The 16,384-nt window shown below is 29.1% G+C and carries 13 protein-coding genes and 1 riboswitch; of the genes, 11 read left to right on the top strand and 2 right to left on the bottom strand.

The window, feature by feature from the left end:
• The 3 genes from BUB34_RS05815 to BUB34_RS05805 all read left to right on the top strand — a co-directional run.
• A partial coding sequence (locus tag BUB34_RS05815) for an IS3 family transposase (RefSeq protein WP_143153326.1) occupies positions 1 to 326 on the top strand: 326 nt, incomplete at its 5' end.
• Between the two features lie 229 nt (positions 327 to 555).
• Positions 556 to 2,283 carry a helicase C-terminal domain-containing protein gene (locus BUB34_RS05810; protein WP_073125236.1) on the top strand — a complete coding sequence of 576 codons (1,728 nt, stop codon included), beginning with the start codon at positions 556 to 558 and terminating at the stop codon, positions 2,281 to 2,283.
• 201 nt (positions 2,284 to 2,484) lie between these two features.
• Entirely contained in the window at positions 2,485 to 3,438 is a 954-nt protein-coding gene (locus BUB34_RS05805; protein WP_073125233.1) for a calcium/sodium antiporter, read from the top strand.
• Between the two features lie 109 nt (positions 3,439 to 3,547).
• Here BUB34_RS05805 and nhaC read toward each other — a convergent pair whose 3' ends face one another.
• Complete coding sequence (nhaC, locus tag BUB34_RS05800) at positions 3,548 to 4,978, bottom strand: Na+/H+ antiporter NhaC (RefSeq protein ID WP_073125229.1); 1,431 nt, start codon at positions 4,976 to 4,978, stop codon at positions 3,548 to 3,550.
• A 123-nt stretch (positions 4,979 to 5,101) separates the two neighbouring features.
• Positions 5,102 to 5,273, bottom strand: a riboswitch (Lysine riboswitch).
• A 223-nt stretch (positions 5,274 to 5,496) separates the two neighbouring features.
• Between nhaC and BUB34_RS05795 the strand changes: the two genes are divergently transcribed.
• Positions 5,497 to 6,093 carry a ribonuclease H1 domain-containing protein gene (locus BUB34_RS05795; RefSeq protein ID WP_073125227.1) on the top strand — a complete coding sequence of 199 codons (597 nt, stop codon included), beginning with the start codon at positions 5,497 to 5,499 and terminating at the stop codon, positions 6,091 to 6,093.
• Between the two features lie 103 nt (positions 6,094 to 6,196).
• Here BUB34_RS05795 and BUB34_RS05790 read toward each other — a convergent pair whose 3' ends face one another.
• Complete coding sequence (locus BUB34_RS05790; protein WP_073125224.1) at positions 6,197 to 8,017, bottom strand: peroxiredoxin; 1,821 nt, start codon at positions 8,015 to 8,017, stop codon at positions 6,197 to 6,199.
• A 234-nt stretch (positions 8,018 to 8,251) separates the two neighbouring features.
• Between BUB34_RS05790 and BUB34_RS05785 the strand changes: the two genes are divergently transcribed.
• The 7 genes from BUB34_RS05785 (at position 8,252) to BUB34_RS05755 (ending at position 16,314) form a co-directional block, all read left to right on the top strand.
• Positions 8,252 to 8,542, top strand: coding sequence for a hypothetical protein (locus tag BUB34_RS05785; RefSeq protein ID WP_073125218.1), 291 nt, complete (start codon positions 8,252 to 8,254; stop codon positions 8,540 to 8,542).
• 269 nt (positions 8,543 to 8,811) lie between these two features.
• Complete coding sequence (locus BUB34_RS05780; RefSeq protein WP_073125214.1) at positions 8,812 to 9,591, top strand: protein phosphatase 2C domain-containing protein; 780 nt, start codon at positions 8,812 to 8,814, stop codon at positions 9,589 to 9,591.
• Between the two features lie 121 nt (positions 9,592 to 9,712).
• Positions 9,713 to 11,104, top strand: a complete 1,392-nt coding sequence (locus BUB34_RS05775; RefSeq protein WP_073125212.1) for a UbiD family decarboxylase — start codon at positions 9,713 to 9,715, stop codon at positions 11,102 to 11,104.
• Positions 11,105 to 11,253: 149 nt separating this feature from the next.
• On the top strand, positions 11,254 to 12,741 hold the full coding sequence (locus BUB34_RS05770) for a VanW family protein (RefSeq protein WP_073125209.1): 1,488 nt from the start codon (positions 11,254 to 11,256) through the stop codon (positions 12,739 to 12,741).
• 26 nt (positions 12,742 to 12,767) lie between these two features.
• Positions 12,768 to 13,361: a helix-turn-helix domain-containing protein gene (locus BUB34_RS05765; protein ID WP_073125207.1), complete on the top strand. Its 594-nt coding sequence runs from the start codon at positions 12,768 to 12,770 to the stop codon at positions 13,359 to 13,361.
• 81 nt (positions 13,362 to 13,442) lie between these two features.
• On the top strand, positions 13,443 to 14,831 hold the full coding sequence (locus tag BUB34_RS05760; RefSeq protein WP_073125204.1) for an aldehyde dehydrogenase family protein: 1,389 nt from the start codon (positions 13,443 to 13,445) through the stop codon (positions 14,829 to 14,831).
• A gap of 124 nt (positions 14,832 to 14,955) precedes the next feature.
• Positions 14,956 to 16,314, top strand: a complete 1,359-nt coding sequence (locus tag BUB34_RS05755; RefSeq protein WP_073125203.1) for a tetratricopeptide repeat protein — start codon at positions 14,956 to 14,958, stop codon at positions 16,312 to 16,314.
• The last annotated feature ends 70 nt before the right edge of the window (positions 16,315 to 16,384 follow it).

Genomic DNA, 16,384 nt, shown 5'->3' with positions numbered 1-16,384 from the left:
GGCCCTTAAAGGATATTGAAATATTACACACGGATAGAGGAAATGAATTCAAAAATAAAATAATAGATGACTTATTAACTACATTTCAAATCAATCGTTCCTTAAGCAAAAAGGGCTGCCCTTATGATAATGCAGTAGCAGAAGCTACCTTTAAAGTTGTTAAAACAGAGTTTGCTTTTAATAGAATCTTTGAAAGCTTTGAAGAGCTTGAATATCTCTTATTTGATTATGTAAATTGGTACAATAATAATAGAATACATAGTTCATTGAATTATCTTACCCCTGTAGAGTATAGAGTATTAATGTCCGAGAAAAAAGTGTGCTAAAAAAGGTTGACAATCCATACTTTCTATTATATATTTAGAAAGACTTGTAGAGAGTGGGGAGTATGGAGATATAGAGGAGATAAGCCATTGGATTTTAGAACATTTTAATGAACTTAAGACTCATTTAAAATATGTAAGTTGTGATCCTAATCTTTGTAGACCTAAAAAATGTAATAGAAACTGTTTATATAAAAAAAGGGTAGAGGAATTAAAGGAAGAGCACATAACAGTGATAAACCATTCATTGCTTGCAAAATGGCCTTATAAGGAAGAAAAACCTCTGGAATACATAATAGTTGATGAAGCACATAACTTAACTGAAAAAGGATATGAATTTTTCTCCAGAGTTGTCAATTCGAAGTCTGCAAAGTATTTTTTAGAGGAAATATATCCTTATGATAATATACAAAAGAGTGCACTTTTATATAGTAATGCAAAAAATAAATCTAGGAGAATAAAGCCTTTTGATAGATTTTATAGTTATATAAAAGTTGAGAAAAATGTAAAGGATAAAATAAGTAGAAATATAAATCTTATAGTTGAGGAAATGAATTCTATTTTAGACTATGGAAAGTTTAATTATAATAATGTCAGTGAGTATAACTTAAGTTGGGAGTTAAATCTCCAAAAAAATGAAATACTAGGAAAGTTAATTAAAAATAATGTATGGACTGAAATAACATATGAAAATTATACGGAAAATATAAAACTAAGTTGTGACAATATAATAAAAAATTTAACATCAATCTTATTTTTAATAGGTAGGTACATGGATGATGATAGCCTGGATAAGGAGTCTGAAGTATATATATACGGTAAATCTAAGATGAACGATATAGAGGAGATGAGGGACACCTTACAGGCGCTTTTAGAGTATAGTGAAGATGATGATTTTGCTAGAATAGTTGATATAGATAGTAACTTTGAAAATTTTGAATTTAGAGTAGTTCCATTAAAACTAGCATCTCTATTTGAAGATAATATACTAGATAAGGTGGAGGGGGCGGTATTTTTATCAGCAACATTGAGTGTTGATAATAGCATGTACTATTTTAAGAATACTTTGGGTATAGATAGAGTAAAAAATGTATCAAAAATAATAGAGCCCCTATATGACTATAAAAGTAGAGTAAAGGTGCTGGGATTAAACGATATATGTAGTTATAAAAATGCTGACTTCACTACACAGACAGGAAAAATAATAAGTGATATATATGAAATTTCAGACGGAAATATTTTATCGTTATTCAACAGCAAAAGAAGGCAAGAAGAAACTTACGATGTATTAAAAAAGGGTGAAAGCGACAAAGATATCTCAGTGTATATGAACAAAACAGGTATTAAATATTTAAAAAACATCGAAAATAAAAGGAGTATAGTTTTGGGTTCAAAAGGCTGCTTTGAAGGGGTTGATGTACCTGGTGACGGGCTTACATGTGTGACGCTAGATAAGATTCCAAATATAAGTCCACAAGATCCGCTATATTTCTCAATAATGAAAAAATATAATAAATCCTACTATGAAATCAATTATCCTAAGATGTCTATAAAGATAAAGCAGGCTATGGGTAGGATATTAAGAAGTAGGTATGATTACGGGTGTTTTGTGATTTTTGATGTAGGAACTAATAATCTTAGCCTAAAAAGACTAGAAAGAGAATTACATGGATGCAATATAGTTATAACAGGTAGAAGGCATTTACTAAAGTATATAAAGAATCATTTAGACAGATGTAGGGTGGAAATATTAAAATTGATTCTTCATGATATATTTAAATTACCAGGGCTAAATGAAGAAAATGATATGAACAAAATAAAGGAACATATCAATGTTCATATGAAAAATAGATGTATAAAAAGCGAGGTATACCAAGTAGATCAGACTAAAAAACTATTTAAGATAAAGTACTTTGGGAAGAAGTACCTTATAGATAAAGAACAGTTTAGGTACAAATAAAACTTTATGCATAAGTAAAACTATAAAATAGGCATAATTATAATAAATAAATTTGTAGATGGTCGATATTAAATAAATGAATAATATAATTTTTTTTAGAAAATATATATTTATAAGAAGATTAAGCTAAAAAAGTATTAAAAAATAAAATGCCTTAAGTGAATATAGATACAAAAAATTGTATAAAAAAGGAGTATATGTATGGTTTATTTATTATTATTGGTAGGATTTTTATTTCTTATAAAGGGAGCAGATACTTTTGTAACAGGCTCATCATCAATAGCTAGAAAGTTGAAAATACCTAGTTTAATTATCGGTCTAACAATAGTTGGATTTGGTACAAGTGCACCGGAGGCCGCTGTAAGTATTACTGCGGCAATTCAGGGTCAAAATGACATGGCCATTGCGAATGTAGTAGGATCCAATATATTTAATATACTAGCAGTGGTCGGTATTGCATCAATTATAAGTCCTATAAAAGTTCAAAAAAGCACAATAATAAAAGAGTTTCCATTTGCATTATTAGCATCAGTAGTGCTTATGATACTATCTTATGATACTAAATTTCAAGGATATGATGCAAATTTATTAACTAGGGCAGATGGATTAATTCTTTTAGCAATATTTGCTGTATTCATGTACTATTTAGTAGAGATGGCAATTACATCTAAGGAAGATATTAATGAGGAATCATCAGAAAAGGAAATATCTATTGCAAAAAGTGTGGTAATGGGTATTTTAGGATTTATAGGGATACTTATAGGAGGCAAGTTGGTTGTAGATTCGGCCAGCGATATCGCTATATCTCTAGGGATGAGTGAAAATCTAGTAGGGCTTACAATAGTTTCAATAGGAACATCTCTACCTGAATTTGCAACTAGTGTAATAGCTGCTAAAAAAGGAGAAAGTGACATTGCAATAGGAAATGTAGTTGGATCAAACATATTTAATATATTGTTTGTTCTAGGGTCATCTGCTACAATAAGTAATTTACAAATACAATCCATGGTATTTGTAGATATGCTGATTATGCTATTGGTAACTATAATAGCTTACGCTCTTTCAGCAACTAATAGAAAAATTAATAAGTTAGAAGGTAGTATATTGACTATGACCTATATATTATACATGGTATTTATAATTATAAGAAAATAGAGAATATCAAAATAGATTATACATAAGTATTGCAATTATTTTTTTAAAGTATAAAACATAATTGATTACATATGTATAATCTATTTTAGTTTAAATGCATTTTTTAGTACTAGGCTATACCTTCAGATGTATATTGTTCATCCTTAGGAAGCTTTTCTATTGTTATACCAGTTGCACCATAGAAAAGAGAAATGATTGGACAAATTAGGTTAAAAAATGCAAATGGTAAAAATGTAAAAGAACCAACTCCAAGTGTAGCAGACATATATGCACCACAAGTATTCCAAGGAATAAGAGGAGAGGTTATTGTAGCACTATCTTCTAGGGCACGGGATAAATTTTTTGGAGATAAACCGTGTTTCTTATAAGCATCTCTGTACATACTTCCTGGTATTACTATTGCTAGATATTGGTCCGCAACAGCTAGGTTAGTGCCTATACATGTAAATATTGTAGCTGCAATAAGTCCAAAAGTACCTTTGGATATGCTTAGTATGGATTTAGCTAAAGTTTCAAGCATGCCGGTTTTTTCTAAAATACCTCCAGTAACTAAAGCGCAAAACATAAGTGAAACAGTACCAAGCATACTATCAAGTCCTCCACGAGTAAGTAGTTGGTCTACAAATTCTAATCCAGTACTAGATACATAACCGCTCTTAGCGCATATAATCACATCTGCAACTGATGTTCCCTGGAATACCATAGCAACAATTCCACCGAGTAATGTACCTATAACCAAGCTAGGTATAGCAGGAACTTTAAGTACTACCATCACTATAACTAATAAAGGTACTATAAGTAAAAATGGTGAAAGTGTGTTATAGCTTTGGCTTAAAGTTGATTGTATTTGTATGATTTGTGATGTATCTATTTGAGAGTTAGCATATTTAAATCCGATTACCCCATAAATAGCAAGCGATATAATTAAAGCTGGGACTGTAGTGTATAACATATGTTTAATATGATCGAAAATATTTGTACCAGCCATTGCAGGAGCCAAATTTGTAGTGTCTGATAATGGAGACATTTTATCTCCAAAATATGATCCAGATATTATAGCTCCAGCAATAATCGGAGATGGAATACCAAGAGTGCTGCCTATACCAAGTAATGCAACTCCTATTGTACCAACTGTAGTCCAAGATGAACCAGTCGCAATAGAGACTATAGCGCATATTAAGGTAGTGGCAACCAAAAATATACTAGGAGAAAGTATATTAAGCCCCCAATATATCATACTTGGAACTATTCCACTTAAAATCCATGTACCAATTAACATTCCAACTACTAAAAGAATAAGTATAGATTGCATAGTTGTATTTATCGTTGCTAAAATTCCATCTTCTAATTCTTTCCAAGTAAAACCTAACTTGAAAATAGCAATAACTGAGGCAAATATCCCTCCTAAAAGTAGTGGAATATGAGCAGTTATCTCGTATTTTTTTAGTATAACTAGACATGTAATTAAAACTGTAACCAAAAATCCTATACATAGTAAGGCATCAAATATTGTAGCCTGTTTTTTTGTTTTAACGTTCATAGAGTCCTCCCATAATTTTATCGAATATAAATAGGATGAGAAATTAGGGATAAAAAAAGTCTAGGAATAAAGAATTATCCTAGACATAAGTATTTTATAAAAATAAAGCTCAATTACTTTGATCTAAAAGATAGCTCTCCACAAATTATTGTGACAGTGTCATACATATTTTATATGACCCCAATATATAAACTTAAAGCTTAATTTATATATTTCGGCATTCTTACCTTTCATTTTGCTTCACCGTGCTTACCTCCACAAAATTACTTATTAACAATGCGCCTCTACCATTAATTATATTCGAAATTTTAATTTAATGAAAATTATAACATAAATTGAATAAATATTAAATAGGTAAAATGAGTAAAATAGTTTGCATACAAAAATAAAACTTCTAAAGTTAGTTTTTTTAGGGTAAAATAATCGTTGAAGCGCTAAGATAATAGTCTAAAACTTCTTAAGATTGATAGGAGATTATATATTTTAAATAAAATAATATTTTATATAGGGGTGATATTTTGTCGAAGAAAAAATTTTATGCAGTAAGAAAGGGTTTAAAACCAGGAATATACACTACATGGGATGAATGTAAAAAACAAGTAAATGGTTTTTCGGGAGCTGAATATAAGAGTTTTCAGACAGAAGATGAGGCTAAAAACTATATTAGTAAAAATAAAACACATATTATAGATTCAGGGGAATTATTAGAGGCTTATGTTGATGGGAGCTATGATAACTCAATCAAAAAATATGGTTCGGGTGTAGTTATACTAAAAAATAAAGAGGTAGTAGAAACTTATAGTGTTGCTGGAAATGATAAAGAGCTTGTAGAAATGAGAAATGTTGCAGGTGAAATAGAGGCTTCTAAGATAGCTATGGAATATTGCCTGAAAAATAAGATAGAGAACTTAGTACTTTATTTTGATTATGAAGGAATAGAAAAGTGGTGTAAGGGAGATTGGAAAACAAATAAGCCTGGAACTATAGCTTATAAAAAATATTATGACTCTATAAAGGAAAATTTAAATGTAAAGTTTGTCAAAGTTAAAGCGCATAGTGGAGATAATTACAATGATAAGGCTGATAAATTGGCAAAGCAGGCCATAGGATTATAGATAAAATAAAAAAATATTACTGAAAGTTTTAGATTTCGGTAATATTTTTTTTATTGGTAATTTTAGAATATATTATTGATTATATTATATTAAATATATTATATTAAAATTTTCCATATATATTTTCTAATTCATTCTTTAGTTTAGAAGGAGAATATATTCCTTCATACATAGCATTTGCCAGTATATTTGCCTGGTCAAAAATTGAAGCCCATGCGAATATTCCTCCCAAACAATTCTTAAGAACGTATTGAGATTTAAAGAATATTGATAGCTCGTTATCATATGACATTTCGAACATATTATTTTTTACTAAATAAGGAGCTTTAGCTTGTTGATCAAATTTATATTCATATCCATTTTTATTTATATAGTACCTTCTAAGTTCATCATAAGATTTTGTAGTTATAGCTCCTAATCTACCATAAAAAGGTACACCTAAAAGGATTTTTTCAGGAGGCATACCTGCTTCTTCTAGATTATTAACCATAGAGTCTACACTGTATCCAGGAAGTGAAAGATCGGAGTTAAAAAGATTGGCATGATGTTTTCTAGCATTTTCTCCAGTTTCACCAGCTGTAAAGTCATAGCTCATAAGGTTGAAATAATCTATTATAGGAGCTATATTTTGTATTTCAACACTATTGTTTATATATGCTCTATCCCCTGTGCCAGCAACACTTAACCATTTATCATTGCCTATGACATCTCTTATGGCTGTAAGTAAAAGAGTAAAGTTTTCTCTGTCGTTAGGTCTTGATTTTATGCCTGCAGCACTAACCCCTGGATATTCCCAATCTATATCAACGCCATCTAAATTATACTCTTTGATTAGATTGTTTACATTTCTAGCAAAATTGTATCTTGATGTAGGAGTTAGAGCGGCATCTGAGAATCCTTCTGCCCCCCAACCACCTATAGCTGCGATTACTTTTAAACTAGGTTTTTGGGTTTTCATATTTACCAGTTGATTTAAAAATGTAGGATTAGGAACATAAAGATTTCCATCAGAATTTATTTCAACAAAAGCATAAATAGCAGCATCAAGTAACCTAGTATCTAGATTTTGAGGGTTTCCAAATACATATTCCACAACTATAGGGTTTACATTAGGGCAGTAGTTAACATCTATTGGTTTGTACCCAGATGAATCTAACTCTGCTCTAGGTGGAGTATTCTTAACTTTCTTCGATTTAGAATTATTTTTAGCATTATTGTTGGAGTTACCTAAATACATATTTAAAGGGAAACTATTTGCTTTATAATATTTATTTGTCTTAGTTTTAGGGTCTGGAACAAAGCATAAATACCATTCTGCACAAGAACACCCTTTGCTGCAACTTTTAACTCGTTCCTTTAATTCCTTAAATGTAGCAGGATATGGTACAATAACAGGCATACCAGGTAACCAGTCTGCAGGAGTGTTTACTTTACCCATATCAGTGGTTTGTAGAGCGTCAATTATTCTTAGTATTTCAGGGATATTTCTTCCTGTAGTAATAGGGTAGTGTAGTATAGTTCTTAAAATTTGTTTGTCATCTATAATACAGACAGATCTAACAGCAGAAGTATCATTACTTGGTTCAGCAATCATTCCATATAAATTAGCTATTTTCATATCTCTATCTTCTATAATAGGGAACGGAACATCAACACCTGAGAATAAAAGTATATTATATAACCATGCTAAGTGAGAAGCATTACTATCAATACTAAGTCCTAGCAATTCGGCATTTCTTTTTTTAAATTCAGGATAGTACTTTGTAAAGCATAGAAATTCTGTTGTACAAACTGGCGTAAAGTCACCAGGATGAGAGAATAGAACGACCCATTTACCTGTATATGAGGACAGTTTGATGGGACCGCTAGTTGTATTAGCCTTAAAATCAGGAGCTTTTTCTCCTAAACTTGGAAGGCATATCATATAAATCACCCCTTAATAAAATATTATCTATTGTATTGTATTAATAATTAAGGGACAATGTTACAAGTGTTATAGCAATAAAATTAGTTAAAATATCACAAAAAATGTATGGTATTTTGTTGAAATTTCAATTAGTAAGTTGGAAATATATTGAAAATATTTTACAAATTTGTTATATTTAAGTATAATAAGTATTATAGTAGTAGTGTACAATCAAAAGGGGTGAGTAATGGGGTGAACAGCTTTAAAGGGATTTTGAGGATTTTTATAAAGTCAGCTATTATATGTTTTTCAATAACGTTTGTAATGGCTATAGTAAATTTAATTATGGGTATACATATTGGATTAAGGTATTATTTTATGATGGCTACAGTATTAACTGTATGTTTATCCTCAGGGTTGGTATTACTTAACTCTAGAAGATTATTTGCTGCTAGACCTAAGGTTATAAAGAAGGTAAAGCGTGCACCTGTCAAAAAAACACAAGTTTCACATACAAGAGTACAAAGAAGAAAAATATCTTAAATTGTACTTATAAGTATAGTATTATATAAAACAATTGAATAGAATATAGATTTATAAGCTTTTTCGAAGTTTAGAGTTTATATACCAACTTTTATAGGTCGTAAATATTATAATTTAGGGCTTTGTGTAAGGGTATAAGCTTTAATTTTGAGAGAGCTTTTTTATTTTTGTTTTAGGGAACTTTAAAAGTAATATTTAAAGTTTTTATAATTTATAACAAATACCTTGAATAATAGTAGATATAGGTATAGATTTTAAGGGGGATTTTTATGGAATATAAAATATATGAAAGTTCAATTACAGGATATAAAAATATATTAAAAGGAAATAAATCTCAGGATCATATTGAATATAAAATTTCAAGAGATTATATAATAGCAGCTGTGGCTGATGGACATAGTACAGACTTTTTTGAATATAGCAAAGAAGGAGCTAATTTTGCTTGCATGGCAGCAATTGATGTTTTAGAAAACTATATATGTAAATATAAAGGAGAGATTAACTATATAGAAGAATCCATAGAAAAAAAGGAAATTCAAAGAGATATATACGAAAAATGGGTATATTTAGTAGAATGTCATCACAACAAAATAAAACCAATAGTAGAAAATGTTAAGCATATAAAATATGGGACTACATTATCTGCTATTTTAATAACAAATGATTTTAAAATATATCTAAAGTTAGGTGATAGTAGTATAATTATAAGAAAAGAAAATATCTATAAAAATGTATTTAAACATGAATATATAAATAATATTGTAGATTCAATGAGTGATAGTATGTCATGGAAGAAGATGAAAACATATATAGAAAAGGGCATAGATAAAAGTAAATCCCAGTGGGTAATTTTATTTACTGACGGATTTGAAAATAGTTTTGTCTCAAACGAGGATATGCTTGGTAGTTTAGATAAAACCATATATGAATATACTAAGAATATTTTTTCTAAGAAAAAGCTGTTAGAAGGTTATGAAAAATACCTAATGAAGTTAAGTAAAAATAGTACTTTAGATGATATTAGTATATTATTTATAAACATAATATAGAATTATTTCAAATATGAGACTACCGGGTTAGCATATGGTTAATAATCCCTATATGTGATATAATAAAAAACAAAACTTTGCAATAATAAAAATTATTATATAAGAGGGAAAGGGAATTTTAATGAAATTTAATGAATTGCTTGATAGGTTTATAGATTTCATAGATAGAAATAGAAAATCTATAATTAAATTTTCATTATCAGTATTAGGATTTGTATTATTAATAGCAGTTTTTTTTATAAGTAGTGACGAAATGACAGTAAGTAAAGAATCAAATCAATTATTGAAAAACATTGAAAGAAGACAATATTCAATTGCTATAGATTATTACAAAAGCTTGGATAGACAATTTTCAGATACTAAAATGAAAAGGTTTAATAACTCTGTTTCAAAAAAAATAAACAAGTTATTACTAGCTAGTGGAGATAAGTACATAAACGGAGAAATAACAAAGGAATACTTTATAGGATTGATAAATACTATAAACTCGCTATATGATATAAATTTAAATTTAAAAGATATAGTAGAACAGGCTAGTAGAGTTAGTGAATTATACAAAGCAGATAGCTTTAAATATGATGTGGGAATTTCATATATGAATATAATCTCTAGCTTAAACGGTATTAACGGAGAGTTAGATGTATACAAACAGGAAATACAAGTGGTTTATGAGTCAAGAAAAATATATGAGGAGTCGCTTAATAATCAGAAAATCTCAAAATACCATGAAGCTATTGAAGGGTATGATAAGGTATTAAAAGAAGATAAAAAGTATTATAGTTTGGCCCAAGATGCTAAAAAAGAGTGTATAGATTTAATGCACGATTATTATATTGAACAATCAAAAGAATTTAATAAATTAGGCAATTATGAAGAGGCACTGCAATGTATAGACTACTTAAAACCTTATTATGAAGAAGATGAAAAAGTAGAAGAGTTAGAAAAAACTTATCAAAAAAATCTATCTTTATATACAATGACATCTGATGATATTTTGAACTTAATTTCAAAAAGAAGTGGTAAAGATAGAAAGAGCATATCTATAAATACGCTACAGCAGATGGTAGATGACAAAAAATATTATTATGTTGAACTTTTTGAACATGAAAAATTAGTGAATGAATTGTTAATAAGCCCAGATGATAAAAGTATGTATTCATATAAATCCTCAAGTAGAAAATATGATTCAAACTATAGTGATGGATACTTTAGGATATTGGATGGAGGAAAATATCAGTTTAGTATAAGTGATGAAAAATTGGAATTTATATTAAAAGGCATCTTAGATGAGAAGAATATTAAGTATAAGAGTATAAATAAAGTTCCAGTTCAAAAAGTAGATAGATATACAAAATCAGAAAAAAGCTTGGATGAAATCTTAGGAAAGCAAAAGGATTTGTATAACTACTTTTTAATCAATAAAGGTTTCTTTAAAAAGAAACAATTATGTTTAGTAAACATATATAGTGGTAAAATATTTACTATATTAGATGGTAAACTAGAAGAGTATTAGAATATATAATCTATAAAATAAAAAGCTAGGTTACTCTATAGCGGACTGAAAGAATATAACAATATATAAATAGTGAAAATTGTTTTGATCTAGGTTATAGTATCTAATATTTATAGATAATTTTTAGCACAGTAAGGAGAATTTATATAATGGGCAATAACAGGAAAAATGTATTTATTTTAATTGGAGTTTTAGTTGGAGTTTTGGTGTTGTTTTCAGGAATAACATTTATGCAAATTAGAGGAGAAAAAATAGCCAAAAATACCTATATAAGTGGAGTCAGTGTTGGAGGAAAGACCAGAGAAGAGGCTAAGAGTTTACTTAGTAAAGAATATAAATTGGAAAATATAAGCTTTGAATACAATGATAGAAAATGGTCAGTTCCCCATAAGGATATAGATCTTTCCTATGATTTAGATGACACAGTAAAAAAAGCATATGGATTAAATAGGAACAATAATATCTTTAAAAACATTGTAAAAACAACAAAAACAAATTTTGGAGAAAAAAATCATATAACAGTTACTTTTGATTACAACAAAAGTAAACTTAAAAAAGAAGTAGAAAAAATCGCAAAAGATATAAATGTAGACGTTAAAGATGCTAAGCTAAATATAGGTGGTTCTGGAATAAGCGTCATAAAAGAAGAGAGTGGATTAAAACTTAACATAGAAAAAAGTATAAAATCGTTTGAGAAAGAGATCGTAAAAGGCATATTTAAAGAAAAACTAGTTGTAAATGTTGTCGAACCAAAAATAAAAGAAGAACAGTTAAAAGATATAGATACAGTTCTGGGCAGTTATTCTACTAGATTTGATAGTGGGATAGCAGGAAGAAGTGAAAATATAAGAATATCAGCGGATAGAACAAGCAATGTTTTATTAATGCCTGGAGAGACTTATTCTTATAACAATCAAACTGGTGAAAGAACTATATCAAACGGATATAAGAATGCCCCAGTTATAGTGCAAGGAGTAGTGCAAGAGGGAATAGGTGGAGGCGTTTGTCAGGTATCTTCTACATTATATAACTCAGTTTTATATTCAGGGCTAGAGATAGTCAATATACAAAATCACACAATACCATCTAGCTATGTTGGCAAGGGAAGAGATGCTACAGTTGCAGATGGTGGGATAGACTTTGTATTCAAAAATAATTTTAAATCGCCTGTTTATGTTAGAAATTATGTTTCAGGAAATATTGTTACTTGCCAAATATTCGGAAGCTCAAAAGATAAGCAGAATATAGAGATAGTAACTAATATAGAAGGAAGTAGCCAGGCTCCTGTTAAAAAAGTAGACGACCCTACTTTGCCTAAAGGAAAAGAGCAGGTTTTAGAAAGAGGAAGAAATTCATACACAGTATCAACTTATAGAGTATACAAGGATAGTAATGGAAATGTTATAAAAAAGGTTAGGGTGCATAAATCATATTATCCTAAAAAGCAAGAAGTTATAGCAATAGGTACAAAAGAAGAAGTAAAACAAGAGGCTCCTGTGGAGAGTAGTCCGGAAAGTACACCTCAAAATCCACCACAAAATCAACCAAAGCCTGAAACACCAAATACAGGCGAACAGGGTGGAGATACAGATGAAAAGCCTGCAGAGAGCACAGATCAGCAAACGAAAGTAGAATAACACCACACGGATTAGGAGGTATTATTTTGAAGCTAAATGATATAACTAATTACATTCAAAGTATCTGTGAAAATATTTCAAATGTACTAAATGTAGATGTTACTTTAGTTACTAAAGATTTAACTAGGATAGCAGGAACAGGTATATTTAGAGAAAGAATAGGGGAGAAGATATCAGAGGAAGCAGTATATTCAGCGGTTTTAAGAGAAGGCAACTCATATGTTATTGATAAGGCAGTGAGTATTAGTTGTAGTCGGTGTTCTCACAAGGATCACTGTAAAGAACTAGCTGATATATGTACACCAGTCAAGCTTGGAGACGATATATTGGGCGTTTTAGGCATAGCAGCATTTGATGAAGAGCAAAAGAATAACTTACTTTCAAAAGATAAAGAGCTTACTATATTCATAAAAAGTATGTCTGACTTAATATCGTTTAGATTAGATGAGCTTTATAAGCAGGAAGTAAAGACTATTGATGATCTAGAAAAAGAGGCTATAATAAATGCTATAAAAAAATATGGAAGCAACACAGAAGGAATGAAAAAAGTAGCTGATGCTCTTGAAATAGGTATTGCTACGCTATATAGAAAAGTTAAAAAATTTGATATTAAGTACTAATTTAAATTAACCTTTCCATATGGTAAAGGTTAATTTTTGTATAAAGAAGTTTATAAAGAAATTTACATAGGAGAATTATTTATGGAAAAGTTTAAACATATAGACTGTAATATAGAGTTACAAAAATTATATTTTAACTCGCAAGAAACTAAAAATGTAGATTTTAGAATTAAACAGCTAGATATATTAAAAAAAGCAATAATAGAGTCTGAAAAAGATATATTAAATGCTCTTAGGTCAGATTTAAATAAGTCTGAATTTGAGACTTATGAAACCGAAATAGGTGTAATAATTTCTGAGATAAGTTATGCTAGAAAGATGTTAAAGAGGTGGAATAAGTGTAAAAAAGTAAAGCCATCCTTGATTAGTTTTGGATCAAAGACATATATATATAACCAGCCGTATGGAGTTTGTTTGGTGATCGCTCCATGGAATTACCCGTTTCAATTAAGTATGTCTCCATTGATAGGTAGTATAATAGCTGGAAACTGTACTATAATAAAACCATCTGAATTTGCCCCAAGTACATCTAGTGTAATAGCAAAAATGATAGAAAAGTATTTTGATAAAAAATATATATCGGTTATAGAAGGTGATTTAGAAGTAAATAAATATATTTTAAGTAGAGAATTTGACTATATATTTTTTACAGGAAGTCCAAGTGTAGGGAAATTAGTTATGAAGTCAGCATCAGAAAACTTGATACCGTGCACACTAGAGTTAGGTGGGAAAAGCCCTTGTATAGTAGACTCGACATCGGATATAAACTTAAGTGCAAAAAAAATAATATGGGGTAAACTTTTAAATGCAGGACAGACATGTATAGCTCCAGACTATATAATTGTACATAAGAGTGTAAAAAGTGAACTTATTAAAACAATGGCAGATTATATTCAAAAATTTTATTCAAAAAATCCTATAGAAAGTGATGATTATACAAGTATAGTAAATAAAAAACATTTTGAAAGAATAGTTCACCTTATAAACTATGACAAAGTAGTTTTTGGAGGCGGGTATAGTGAGGAAAAGCTAAAAATAGAACCTACTATAATGGATAATGTAAATATGGGGGATTTGGTAATGAGAGAAGAAATTTTTGGACCCTTAATACCGATAATTGAGTATGAAAGAGAAGAAGAAATTTTTGATATAGTTCAAAAAAATAAAAATCCCTTAGCTCTATATCTATTTACAACAAATAAGAAATTTGAGAAAAGAATAATAAATTCAATATCGTTTGGTGGAGGTTGCATAAATGATACTATAATGCATATTACAAACCCTAAGGCTCCCTTTGGTGGAGTAGGAAGTAGCGGAATGGGTTCATATCATGGCAAAAAGAGCTTTGAAACTTTTTCTCATCAGAAAACAGTTCTCAAATCTTCAAAGTTAATGGATATGAAACTTAAGTATCCTCCATATTCTAAGAGAGGTTTAAAGTTGCTAAAAAAAATATTTTCATGGATATAAATAGGGATACATATGGTAAAATATGTATAGTTTTGACTTAGAATATCAAATATGTTATCTTAAATATAGATTTTAGGAGGTGGTTGTTATTTTAGGAGGGAAAATTAAGACGGATATAGGCAATATGCCGATGAAAAGTACGGATATATCCTCTATAGAAGAAGAAAAAAGTGATTTAACTTTTTTTAATATAGATGACGAAGAAGAGAATGAAACCTTAAAAGCATTAAAACAAAGTTATGTGACTACAAATTACAAAGAGGAAACTATATTAAACTTGCAAGCGACACTAAAAAATAAATCAAAGGTTACGTCAAAAGAACTTAAATTAGAGTCTTATAAAAAATATAATAATGCTATAAATCTGGCAAATAAAAACTACATAACTAGTGCATTAGCTATGATAGATGAGGCTATAGAAATTAATCCTAAAGATGTAGACATATTAAACTTAAGAGGATTGTTGAAGTTGTTGAAGTGTGATTTTTCAAAAGCATTTGAAAGCTTTTACACAGCTATGTGTTATGAAAACAATGATCTATCTAGAAACTATGTAGATTTAATTTCATCAGAGGAATTTAAAGTATTTTTAGGAAGATATAATCATTCAATTAGGTTTATAAATGAAGATTTGAATCATGAATCTATACATATAATGAACAATATAATAGATGAGGATCCAGAGTTAATAGAGCCTTATGTTATACTTTCTTTATTATATGACAAGATGGGAAACACCGAGAAAAGAGATAGATATCTGGAAAGACTTAGACAAGTAGATATGGACAATGAGATTATCGATAAATTAAATAGTAACTTTAGAGATATAAATGATGAGAAAGAAAAATCTATTGATCCTAAGCTGAACAAAAACAAGACAAAGAAAAATATATTACCTTATACTCTTATATTGTTTTTATTGATTGCAGTATCAATATATTATATAAATAATAAAAACAAAATGGATGAACTTAATTCTCAGATTAGTAACAAGGATAAAAAATTAAGTGAGGCAGACAAAGAATTAGAAAAAGCTTCCCAAAAATTAAATCAGACTAGTGATGAATTAGAAAAGGCAAAAAACGAAGAAAAGCCGGTGGAAGTAATAGGTGAAGAGGAGTTGTATACTAAGTCTATTAAGTTAAAAAAAGATGGAGATTACAAGGAGGCTATATCTGGATTTAAAAGAGTAGTTAGTTCTGGAAAAACTAAAAAATATATATCAGAGTCCATATACCAACTAGCTATAACTAATCAAAAAATAGGAAACAAAGAGGAAGCTATTAAATACTATAATAAGTATATAAACACTTACACTCCGAGTGAAGAATATTATGATGATGCATATTACCAATTAGGTATGCTATACTATGAAGACGGAGACTTAGAAAAAGCGAAAAAAGCTTTTTATAGTTTAAGAAGTGAGGTTCCAGACAGTATGTATAATAATTCTAAGGTCAAAGATATTCTAAGTAAAAGATAGATAGGACAATTTAAAATAGTTTACAAAAGCTTATTTTTCTACAGCTAGCATTTTCTAGTGATAAGAAAGA

It is taken from the genome of Asaccharospora irregularis DSM 2635 (assembly GCF_900129815.1).
Classification (GTDB): Bacteria; Bacillota; Clostridia; order Peptostreptococcales; family Peptostreptococcaceae; genus Asaccharospora; species Asaccharospora irregularis.
The sequence above is the reverse complement of the archived record's forward strand: the minus strand, read 5'-3'. Positions and strand labels throughout refer to the sequence as shown.

Excerpts from the sequence above, each read along its gene's own strand:
- BUB34_RS05770 (WP_073125209.1), top strand. The coding sequence starts at position 11,254 with ATGGGCAATAACAGGAAAAATGTATTTATTTTAATTGGAGTTTTAGTT.
- BUB34_RS05790 (WP_073125224.1), bottom strand. The coding sequence starts at position 8,017 with ATGATATGCCTTCCAAGTTTAGGAGAAAAAGCTCCTGATTTTAAGGCT.
- BUB34_RS05775 (WP_073125212.1), top strand. The coding sequence starts at position 9,713 with ATGAAATTTAATGAATTGCTTGATAGGTTTATAGATTTCATAGATAGA.
- BUB34_RS05780 (WP_073125214.1), top strand. The coding sequence starts at position 8,812 with ATGGAATATAAAATATATGAAAGTTCAATTACAGGATATAAAAATATA.
- BUB34_RS05760 (WP_073125204.1), top strand. The coding sequence starts at position 13,443 with ATGGAAAAGTTTAAACATATAGACTGTAATATAGAGTTACAAAAATTA.
- BUB34_RS05755 (WP_073125203.1), top strand. The coding sequence starts at position 14,956 with ATGCCGATGAAAAGTACGGATATATCCTCTATAGAAGAAGAAAAAAGT.
- nhaC (WP_073125229.1), bottom strand. The coding sequence starts at position 4,978 with ATGAACGTTAAAACAAAAAAACAGGCTACAATATTTGATGCCTTACTA.
- BUB34_RS05805 (WP_073125233.1), top strand. The coding sequence starts at position 2,485 with ATGGTTTATTTATTATTATTGGTAGGATTTTTATTTCTTATAAAGGGA.